The sequence below is a fragment of the Anaeromassilibacillus sp. An200 genome, assembly GCF_002160025.1.
Taxonomy (GTDB): domain Bacteria; phylum Bacillota; class Clostridia; order Oscillospirales; family Acutalibacteraceae; genus Caccousia; species Caccousia stercoris.
This window is the reverse complement of record NZ_NFJU01000062.1, coordinates 1-9,542: the sequence shown is the minus strand read 5'-3', so window position 1 is coordinate 9,542 and position 9,542 is coordinate 1. Positions and strand designations below refer to the sequence as shown.

Here is a 9,542-nt window from a genome sequence, read left to right as displayed (position 1 = left end):
GCAACCGGACTACGCCTGCTGACTTTAGTGTAGCAGATGCCGCCGTCCTATGCACTGCCTTTATTTTCATTCTCAGCTGTGATGGCATTTCATGAGGCGTTGAAAAATGAATACCCATCACCAGAGACGATACTCTCCGGAGAAGCAGTGCCAGGACGTTGTCGCAGGGCTCTGACAGCTGAGCGTGCCAAGGGGAAGAAAACGCTGTGTTGGTCAAACAAGGCCGCAGGGCAGGAACCGGTATGGTGCATGGCCAAAATCAGAAAAGAAAAAGACAGACCCTGTAAAAAAACCGCTGAACTGCTGCAACAGTTCAGCGGCCTGCCGCGTTTCGGAAAACACAGCCTGATCTGTGTTCCAGTTTAACAGAGAGACCTCCGAAACGCAAGAAATTTTTCTCTGAATTTGAAACACCGGAGGTACTAAGCATTGAAACTGTCTGTCTACAAATCCTACGACGATCTGCCCCTGTTCCTCAACGCCAGGATGGTGGCGCAGGTACTGGGCGTGTCCATCTCCACCGCCTACGAGCTGCTCAACGATCCCGGTTTCCCCACACTGCGTGTGGGGAAACGCATGGTAGTTCCGAAAGAGAAGTTCATCCTGTGGGCGGAGGGACAGTCGGGAGGTGTGAAATGAGAAAACAGTACTGGCCCAAGCGGGACCCCATCAAGAACTACTTCCCCCTCCCCAACGAGATCTTCTCCCTGGGACTGTCCGCCGGGGCGATCGCGGTCTACGGATTTCTCCTCCATCGGGAGGACCGGAGGACCTACCAGTGCGTGGCCAGCTACCGGGCCATCGGAGAGGCGGTGGGGATGAGCGTCAACACGGTGCGCAAGTATGTGACCGAACTGGAGGATCGCGGTCTGATCCGGACGGAGCGCACCACCGTCACCACCCGGGACGTCCGCACCCTCAACGGCTGTCTGCGTTACTACATCCTGCCCATCCAGATGTCCATTGAACAGTTCTATGAGCGGCAGCTCCACGCAGCTGACCTGGCGCTGGAACGACAGAGAGCGGAACAACGCATGGCGGCGCTGAAGAGAAAGGAGTGTGCATCCGGATGCTGATGCAGATGATCGACTGCCTGATCGAGCAGGACCCATCTCTGTCAGCACGGCGCACCATAGACATGCGGCGGTACATTGTCAACCGGTGGAACCGTACGCACGAGGAGTCTATCGACGAAGACGGGGTGGCCCTGTTCCTCTGCGATGAGAGCCGTGGAAACCTGACAGATGAACAAAGAATATTTGCAAAGGAGTGCCGTGAGGAGATAACGGCCTGCTATCGAAATGTGGTGTTCCAGATGTTTCAGTGCGGCGAGATGATGCGCCGGCATCTGGTGTCCGGCCCGGAGGAATACTGCCGGATCTTTCTGCCGCAGTACGCCGTTCCTTGCAGCAAGCAGCTCTCCCCGTGTAACGGCCTGTAAGCCACCATGTGCCCTCTTTGGGGGCAGGGCAGAGTCCCTGCTCCTCCCGGCGGTCTCGGGGCGGATTTGGCCCGTTGTTCCACCGCTGTGGAGGAGGCCTATCCGGGGAATTTGCCGCCCCATAACTGATTTGCGGAGGACGAAAGGAAAAGCAGGAGAAAGCCCTGGCGCTTTTGTTGCGCCTGGGCGGTCACTTCCGCCCGCAGTGCGGGCGGTTTCAGGGGTTGGAGTTGGCGCTGTTCCGACCAACCCGATTTGAGATTGGCGCTGTTTTTTCTCAAAAGCCGCCTGAATCCCCGCTGTGACAGGCTTTCGGGCGGCGCTGATGCAATAAAGAGAGGATTTTGAATTTGAAAAAGGGAAATAAGAAACATTCCGTCTGGCTCAGTGAATCCGCCTGGACCGAGGTAGAATCGCGCTACCGGCGAGATAACTGCTCTACCAGAAATGAATTTATCGAAAAGGCCATCCGTTTCTACTCCGGTTACCTGGACGCAGAATCCGCTGATGCTTACCTGCCCCGGGTCCTGGCCGATGTGCTGGAGGGAAAGCTGGGAGCCCTGGGCAAACGGGTAGGACACCTGCTGTTCAAGCTGTCGGTGGATCAAAACCTCATGGGAAATCTCCTGGCCACCGACCTGGACATCGACCTGGATGAGCTGCGGAAAGCCCGGGTCCGGTGCGTCAAAGAGGTCAAGGAGACCAACGGCGAGATCAGTTTCGAAGACACGGTCCGTTACCAAAAGGGGGCTGAGTGATGCCGGGACTAATCCAGAAGTCGGGCTACATCAAGCCGGGAAACGGCGGCAGTCACTACGCCGAGTACATCGCCACCCGGGAGGGTGTGGAGCTGATCGAGGCTCCGCCCCCCTCCCATGACGGCGGCGGATACCTGGAATATATGGCCCAGCGTCCCCGCTCCCACGGACTGTTCTCCGCCGACGGTCCCGCCGATCTGGAGAAAACCATGGAGGAGATCAACGGACATACCGGACCGGTGTGGACCTTTGTCTACTCTCTGAAACGGGAGGATGCCCACCGGCTGGGCTACGAAAGCAGCGAGAGCTGGCGGAAGTTATTGCTGGCCCACCAGACGGAACTGGCTCAGGCCATGAAGATCTCACCCGGTAACTTCCGGTGGCGGGCCGCCTTCCACGATGAAAAACACCACCCACACATCCACATGATGGTCTGGTCGGCAGACCCCAAGCAGGGGTATCTCACAGAAAAGGGCATCGAAAAGATGCGCTCCCAACTGTCCAATGAGATCTTCCGGGACGAGCTGCTGTCTCTCTACCAGAAGAAAGATCTGTCCTACAGCCAAGTGCGGGACGCGGCAACGGAGGCCATGGGGCGGCTCATCCGGCATCATGGAGCAGATGGAGACGCTGGCCGGGATGCTGGAGAACCACAAGGGCAAAAAGGTCTACGGCTACCTGAAAAAGCCGGTGAAGGCACAGGTGGACGCCATCGTGGATGAGCTGGCCAAGATCCCGGAGGTGGCAGAGTGCTATGAACAGTGGAATCAGCTTCGGGGCGAGCTGGAGCGTTACTACAAAGACTCCCCCAGAGAACACCTGACTCTCTCCCAGCAGAAGGAGTTCAAAGCCATCAAGAACATGGTCATCCGGGAGGCGGAGCGGCTCCAGCTGGGTACGTTTACCTTCGAGGATGCCCGCATGAGGGACGAGGTGGATGAGGACCAGAATGCGGTGTACTTCGCCTGGGACTCCAATTGGCAGATGGCCGAAATCTACCAGAGTGCCAAGGAGGTGCTGGAGGAGTACGAAAATCCAGAGAGCGAAAAGGCGGAGCAGGTGCGGGTACTGGAGCAGCTTTGGCAGAGAGGTTTCTCCCTGGCTGCCTACCAACTGGGCAAATGCTGGCGGGATGGGCGGGGCGTTCTCCCCGATGACGAGCAGGCGGAACTGTGGTTTCGACGGGCGGCGGACGCGGGATATGACTTCGCCCAATACGCGCTGGGAAAGTTCCTGCAAGGCCAAAATCGAACGAATGAGGCGGTATCCTGGTATGGAAAAGCGGCGGCGCAGGGGAACTCCTGCGCCGCCTACCGCCTGGGAAAGCTGTATCTGGAGGGGAAAGATGTTCCGAAGGACGTGCCAAAAGCAGTGGCCTATCTCACCGAGTCCGCCCAGCAGGGCAACCAATACGCCCAGTACGCTCTTGGAAAACTGTACCTCACCGGGCAGGGCGGCAAACAGGATCGGGAGCAGGCCTGGACGTATTTCTATGAATCGGCGGAACAGGGAAACGAGTACGCCGCCTTCTTCCTGGAGCACTTCGATCAGGCGCGCAGGCCCAATGTGTTCCTGGCGGCCACCCGGCTGCTCCACCATCTGAGTCAGATCTTTCGTGACAACTCGGTACCGCCCGCCGCTCCGGTGGGACAGCGGGTGGACCGAAAGCTGCGGCGGAAAATCCAGGAAAAGAAGATCGCCATGGGCCACAAGCCGGATGACCATGAGGAAACTCTCCGGCAGGACATGGGCGGCATGACTATGGGGTGGTAGCAATCGTCAACGAAACCGCAGTAAAAAATGCTGTTGAATTTTACAGCAGATCGAGGTATACTAAGGGCAAGAAAGGGGCTGAACACCATGCCGAACATCAAACCCATCTCCGATCTGCGTAATTACACGGAGGTTCTGCATGACGTGGCTGTGGGCGCTCCGGTTTTTCTGACGAAGAATGGCCGGGGCCGCTACGCCATCGTGGACATGCAGGACTATGAGCGGACACAGGCCACCCTCCGGCTGATGAACGAGCTGGCCAAGGGCCGCAAGTCCGGGGAGGAAAAGGGCTGGTTGACGCTGGAGGCCGTAGAAAAACATCTCGGAATCGCAGATGAATAACCTGCATTTATCCGACGAGGCGCAGGCTGATTTGGCCGGGATCAAGTCCTATATCGCAAAGAATTTGGAAAATCCCAGCGCAGCGATCTCCACGGTACGGAACATCACAAAGGACATCCGCAGATCGCGGGAGCACAGTCTGATTGGCGCGTCCCTGTCCTCGGTTGCCGATGTCGAGAGTGACTATCGTTTCCTGGTGACCGGCAGTTACCTCACTTTTTACCGAGTTCTTGACAACGATGTCTATGTGGATCGTGTGCTCTACGGCCGCCGGGATTATCTTCGCATCCTCTTTGGAGATGTGCAGGACGACGAAACAAACGAATAGAGACAATCTTCTTCATAGGGAGAAACGATTTGTCACCGGAACCGTCTGCAGAGATGCAGGCGGTTTTTCTATGGCAGGCATATCAAAATCTGGACTGCAATACAAAGATAAAATCCTGCCCGCAGATGATAACTTTCTGAAAATAGTTGCGGTTGGGGGTGGCTATTGGGCGGAAGTTCGGGTATTGTGTGTTGCTGACAAAAAGGAGGCGGCACACAGGTCTCACGGGTCTTGGCATAGTTGATGATGTGGGTCCGCAGGACAGCGATCTCCGCCATGCGTTTCTCTGCCGCCTTGATCCGCGCCGACAGTTCATTGTGGTGGGCCGTGGCCGCCGCTGCTTTTTCCTCCAGCACCGCATAGTCCAGCAGGTTATGCTCGGTGAGATAATTCATGGTCTGCGCCATTTGTTTCAGGTTAAAAACCTTGGCCCAGCGCACATACCCTGCGCCTTTTCCGGCCTGGAGTTTGGCCTGAATATCCACCAGCAGATTGACCTTCGGCGGATCTGCTTGCATGGCCGGTTTCTGACGGGGTGTATGCTCCTTTTTGCCGGTGAGAACGGCCAGCAGGTCCTCCAGGGTGTAGCCTTCACCCAGGCTGTCCAGACGGGCTACTTTATCCCAGCCGGAGAGCTTCAAACGATAGGATTTCCCGCGTCTCGATACCTCGCAGCCAGACTCTTGGAGCAGCTTCAGCAGCTCGTCCAGGTTGGCAGTTTTCTGTGCCAGGGCATTGTCAATGGCAGCCCGCAGCAGCTCCCGGTGGGAGGGCTTGGCCTGATCGCCCAGCCACTTGTTATAGCTCTTTCCATGGGGCTTTGGATTTTCGACAATGGACAATCCATTCTCCACACACAGGGTATCGCTCAGTCGCCGGACGGCCTTTGTGCTGCCCCAAAAGTTGCGGAATTTTCGGTCACAGTCCAGGTTGACCGAACTCCAAATAATGTGATTATGGACATGGGATTTGTCGATATGGGTGCAGACAATGAAAGCGTGTTTGCCCTTGGTGAACCGCTTGGCAAATTCCACGCCCAGCCGGTTTGCCTCCTCCGGTGTGACCTCGCCGGGGCAGAAGGACTGACGGACGTGATAGGCAATCACATCGTCCTTTCCCCGCACCCGTCCGGTGGCCGCGATATACTGCCGCTTTGCCAGCAGGAACTCAGCGTCAGCGGTCCGGCTGTCACACTCATAGCCAGTGATGAGCCTGCCGTGGTCTGTCTTTTGTGGGTTAGCCACATAGTCGATGATGTCGCTGATCGCTCGGCTCTCCGTGCGGCCCTTGCCGGTGTGCAGCGGCATAATGCGCGTGGTTGCCATGAAGTTTCCCTCCTCTCAAAAACAGGGCGGCCTCAGCCGCCCACATCATCACAATAAGATATGATCCGCTTCTTTTTTCGCTTGGCGTATTGTAGAGTTGTGGCAGCGCCGCCCCAATCATGGAGTACATAGCTGACCACCACATCGACAGACTCCACCATCCAGCGGTTTCTATGGGAAATCGCAAACCGGCGCGGCACCGTTTCCAGTGGTGGATAGACGGTTCTGTCATAACCGGAAGTATCCTGTCTGGTGTTGAGATACGCCAGAACAAGGACCAGCTCGATCTGCGGATACCGTTTCTTTTGCTCCCGCAAAACCGAAGCCGCCAGACTGTCAAAGGCCCCGTAGCCGCCCAGGTAAAAGGTGGTGGCACCTTGCTCAATCAGGCTTTGTGTTATGGTTTGCAGCCAGTTTTGCAGCGCCTCTCGTTCTGTAATCTGTGCATGGCCGCAAAAGGTCACATTCATGGATAAACACCCCTGAACCTATCATACAGCAAATAACACCATTAGTACAGTTACAGGGACTAATTTTCACGCACCGGCCCATATAATAATTTTAGTACAGGGACAGGGACGGTGAGCGAAAGTGAGATTGAACCAAGCAGTCAGCAAGCGCCTTTTGGAGCTGCTGGACGAACGAAATATGACACAGTATCAGCTGTATATGAAAAGCGGCGTCCCCAAATCCACCATTGGCAATATTGTGAACTGCTCCTATGACTCCGTGAAGCTGCGGATCATCCATGAGCTGTGCCAGGGCCTGGGGATCGGCATTGACACCTTTTTTGCCTCACCGCTTTTCCAGGAAGATAACCTAGAGCCCTAACCTCCGACGAGCTTCGCCGGAGGTTTTGCTTGTTCCATCCAGGCGGTTAATTTTTTGCAGGATTCTCTTTGCATAGGGGGCTTGTTGCCTGTTTGCATAGAAAGAGAGCAGCCGTTTTCTGCACGAAAATAGCTGCTCTCGGTTGGAGGACTGGGGTGTTATTCTTCACATAACAGTGGAACACCATTACATTTTGTTGCAGGGAAATATCCCACTTTATAAAAGTGAATTTCAATCAACTGATTGTCGCCGGTAATTCCGCTTTCCGGTGTTGAAGTGCAAATAGTCATAACATAATAGCCTGAAGCAATATTTATTTTTTGATCATCTGCGCAATCTGGATGCCAACGTGTAAAGTCAAACAAATCTCTTATGCAAACGGTGTCATTTCGCACAATAATCCCTAAGCGCAAAATATACTCAAATTTACTAAGATAATCTTCACTTGGTAAGCCCTCGTAACAGTCGATCACATAATCGCCAGGAGAGCCAGTACAAAACGGAACAATCTGGCATGATTCAACCTGCTGTTTTACATCTTCGGGGTTCCACAAGGACTTTGTCAAAAAATCTTCATTAGCGGGTATTTTCTTTACTGCGAATGGAGAATAAAGAACTAACCCCATGCCATCAATAAAAAGTGATATTCTTTTAAGCATACGAACATTCTCCTTTGGTACTTTGTTGCTTTTGAAAACAGTATAGCATAAGAGTATGAACTAATCTACATCCTTTTGTCCTGTTGGCGGTATTGCCTGCTCCGGCCGAGCGCCACACAGCCGCCCGGCGATTTCCGGTGGAAGCGGTCAGCCTGATCCAGCGGAACGGGTCTCAGCAAGACGGTGGGAAACTGCCGGGAGTCCGTGTTGTGGGTGCGGTAGATGCTCCAGGCCGCTTGCTTATCAAATCCATGAGTACACGGATGCCACCAACTTGTCCATAGCATTACAGTAGTACCGTGTGCCCATCCGGTTGTCTGTGGCGTGGTCATACTGATTGGGCAGCAGAATGATTCGCTCATCAACTCAAAGGTACACTATATATTTTCTATAACAATCCCAAAACAAGAGTGTTTTTTTAACACTAAGCGTTTTTTATTCTCCATCTCTACAAGTAGTACATCTTCACTTTTTCTAATTTCAAGCACATCATCGAATTCTCCTGCAAAAATGGTATTATCGCTATATCTAACAGAAATATCTATTATTTTTGCATAAGTATCAACCACTAGTGTCATTGAAAATTGATGACTATCTTTTATGGAGTATATAAATTTTGCTTCATCTTTTTCTCCAATAGCTAATGGCTCACTCTCAAAAAAATCCAACATATCCAAATCATCAAATTTAATAAACATTATTTTCCCCTTTAATTTGGTATTCATCCTGAAAGTCATTTTAGCGGCATTGTGTTTCTACGCAAACTTCCGGCACCGCTTTTCAGCGATCTTCGCTGTTTGATGTAGCCAGCGGTCAGCCCTAATCCAGCGGAACGGGGAAACTGCCGGGAGTCCGTGTTGTGGGTGCGGCAGATGCTCCAGGCCGCTTGCCTATTAAATCTATTATAGTGGGTTTTGGGATTTTCTTCAATCATGCGTTTAGGGCCTGGGGCATCTATCAGCCTGTCAGTACAGAAAGAGGGCAGCCAATTTCTCGACTGTCCCTGTGGATGGGTATTTGCTTTTTGTTGTGTGCTTCAATGGAAAGCGGCTAATTCATCTATTATGCTGTAAGCTTATTCTTTTGCTAATTCAACCAAAAAGTCGTTTATAGCCCACTCATTATCAATAATCCAGTTATCAAGAGAGGAAAAGTCACCTTTTTCTTGATATATACGAATTCCAACAATACATTTGTTACACGCATCTTGTTGAGCATATTTTTTCATAGATTTTTCTAATTTGCTCAATTCATTTGCATCTTTTGTTTCGTAGTAGGACTCAACCCCATCTCTAAGTGAACAATCACGCCATTCGGATAGTTCAATAAAAATAGCGGTGTTTTCAGCTTTTGGTAAAGTATAATTTTGACTTCTCAAAAAAATGTATAAGTCAATCAACGCATTTTCTCTATCATAAGTATCAGTGTTTTCTAATGCCTCTATTAACGAGCTTAATTCATCTGTCATTCGCACTACCCCCAAGTATTAAGTTATCATTTGTTGCTTAAAAATATAGCATAAGATTATGAACCAATCTACATTCATTTTAGCCTATTTGCGATATTGCCTGTCCCAAGCAAGCGATACACAGCTGCCCAGCGGTTTCCGGTGGAAGTGATCAGCCCTGATCCAGCGGAACGGATCACGGAAAGACAGCGGGAAACTGTCGAGAGTCCGTGTCGTGGGTGCAGTAGATGCTCCAGGCCGCTTGCTTATCAATAGGCAAAGGCCCTTTCGCTGGGGAGCAGGCTTTCCCGCTGGAGGTTACTGTCCACCATGATGATGGTGGCGGCATCATCATCCAAATCCCGGACAATGACCGGCATGGTCTCTTTCCCGGCAATCTCACTGGCCCGGTGCCGCCTGTGTCCGGCTACCAGCTCATAGCCGCCCTTCGGGTCCGGGCGGGCAATCGCCGGAACCAACACACCGTACTGCCGCACACTGTCTGCGGTCTCCATCATGGCCTCGTCATCCATGTGAAGGCCAACGCATCCCGGGCCTCGGAGGAGCTGGTGGCGCTGCCGGAGAGTCCGGGAGCATACTGGGAACGGCTGGACGCCTATGAGGAAGAAGGGCTGGAG

14 protein-coding genes and 2 pseudogenes are annotated in these 9,542 nt (G+C 52.8%); 10 read left to right on the top strand and 6 right to left on the bottom strand.

Annotation, left to right across the window (positions count from 1 at the left end):
- The first annotated feature begins 99 nt into the window (after positions 1-99).
- The 9 genes from B5F35_RS18555 to B5F35_RS16630 all read left to right on the top strand — a co-directional run bounded on the left by B5F35_RS18555 (position 100) and on the right by B5F35_RS16630 (position 4,642).
- The gene (locus tag B5F35_RS18555; RefSeq protein WP_162611464.1) at positions 100-366 is read left to right on the top strand and encodes a hypothetical protein; all 267 of its coding nucleotides are present in this window, start codon (positions 100-102) and stop codon (positions 364-366) included.
- A 63-nt stretch (positions 367-429) separates the two neighbouring features.
- Positions 430-639 (top strand): helix-turn-helix domain-containing protein, encoded by a 210-nt coding sequence (locus B5F35_RS16660; protein WP_087242678.1) that lies wholly within the window; start codon positions 430-432, stop codon positions 637-639.
- Complete coding sequence (locus tag B5F35_RS16655; protein WP_087242677.1) at positions 636-1,076, top strand: helix-turn-helix domain-containing protein; 441 nt, start codon at positions 636-638, stop codon at positions 1,074-1,076. Before B5F35_RS16660 ends, B5F35_RS16655 begins: the two co-directional genes overlap by 4 nt.
- Entirely contained in the window at positions 1,070-1,441 is a 372-nt protein-coding gene (locus tag B5F35_RS16650) for a hypothetical protein (RefSeq protein WP_087242676.1), read from the top strand. The genes B5F35_RS16655 and B5F35_RS16650 overlap by 7 nt, the downstream gene beginning before the upstream one ends.
- 350 nt (positions 1,442-1,791) lie before the next feature.
- A complete protein-coding gene (locus tag B5F35_RS16645; protein ID WP_242969569.1) occupies positions 1,792-2,199 on the top strand; it encodes a hypothetical protein in 408 nt (135 codons plus the stop codon).
- A complete protein-coding gene (gene mobP3 / locus B5F35_RS19360; protein ID WP_275532271.1) occupies positions 2,199-2,921 on the top strand; it encodes a MobP3 family relaxase in 723 nt (240 codons plus the stop codon). Before B5F35_RS16645 ends, mobP3 begins: the two co-directional genes overlap by 1 nt.
- Positions 2,812-3,972, top strand: coding sequence for a relaxase MobL (locus B5F35_RS19355; RefSeq protein ID WP_275532270.1), 1,161 nt, complete (start codon positions 2,812-2,814; stop codon positions 3,970-3,972). The genes mobP3 and B5F35_RS19355 overlap by 110 nt, the downstream gene beginning before the upstream one ends.
- A gap of 87 nt (positions 3,973-4,059) precedes the next feature.
- Positions 4,060-4,314, top strand: coding sequence for a type II toxin-antitoxin system prevent-host-death family antitoxin (locus B5F35_RS16635; RefSeq protein WP_009260451.1), 255 nt, complete (start codon positions 4,060-4,062; stop codon positions 4,312-4,314).
- On the top strand, positions 4,307-4,642 hold the full coding sequence (locus B5F35_RS16630) for a type II toxin-antitoxin system RelE/ParE family toxin (RefSeq protein WP_087242674.1): 336 nt from the start codon (positions 4,307-4,309) through the stop codon (positions 4,640-4,642). Before B5F35_RS16635 ends, B5F35_RS16630 begins: the two co-directional genes overlap by 8 nt.
- A 212-nt stretch (positions 4,643-4,854) precedes the next feature.
- Here B5F35_RS16630 and B5F35_RS16625 read toward each other — a convergent pair.
- Positions 4,855-5,967: pseudogene (locus B5F35_RS16625) on the bottom strand (relaxase/mobilization nuclease domain-containing protein); the annotation flags it as partial.
- A 32-nt stretch (positions 5,968-5,999) separates the two neighbouring features.
- On the bottom strand, positions 6,000-6,437 hold the full coding sequence (locus tag B5F35_RS16620) for a hypothetical protein (protein WP_087242673.1): 438 nt from the start codon (positions 6,435-6,437) through the stop codon (positions 6,000-6,002).
- A 121-nt stretch (positions 6,438-6,558) separates the two neighbouring features.
- Between B5F35_RS16620 and B5F35_RS16615 the strand changes: the two genes are divergently transcribed.
- On the top strand, positions 6,559-6,798 hold the full coding sequence (locus tag B5F35_RS16615) for a helix-turn-helix domain-containing protein (RefSeq protein ID WP_087242672.1): 240 nt from the start codon (positions 6,559-6,561) through the stop codon (positions 6,796-6,798).
- Positions 6,799-6,956: 158 nt separating this feature from the next.
- On the opposite strand, the gene B5F35_RS16610 is transcribed toward B5F35_RS16615, so the two are convergent.
- The 4 genes and pseudogenes from B5F35_RS16610 to B5F35_RS16595 all read right to left on the bottom strand — a co-directional run.
- Positions 6,957-7,457, bottom strand: coding sequence for a hypothetical protein (locus B5F35_RS16610; RefSeq protein WP_087242671.1), 501 nt, complete (start codon positions 7,455-7,457; stop codon positions 6,957-6,959).
- 377 nt (positions 7,458-7,834) lie between these two features.
- Positions 7,835-8,155 (bottom strand): hypothetical protein, encoded by a 321-nt coding sequence (locus B5F35_RS16605; RefSeq protein WP_140401271.1) that lies wholly within the window; start codon positions 8,153-8,155, stop codon positions 7,835-7,837.
- Between the two features lie 377 nt (positions 8,156-8,532).
- A complete protein-coding gene (locus B5F35_RS16600; RefSeq protein WP_087242669.1) occupies positions 8,533-8,925 on the bottom strand; it encodes a hypothetical protein in 393 nt (130 codons plus the stop codon).
- A 251-nt stretch (positions 8,926-9,176) separates the two neighbouring features.
- Positions 9,177-9,437: pseudogene (locus B5F35_RS16595) on the bottom strand (ParB/RepB/Spo0J family partition protein); the annotation flags it as partial.
- Between the last annotated feature and the right edge of the window lie 105 nt (positions 9,438-9,542).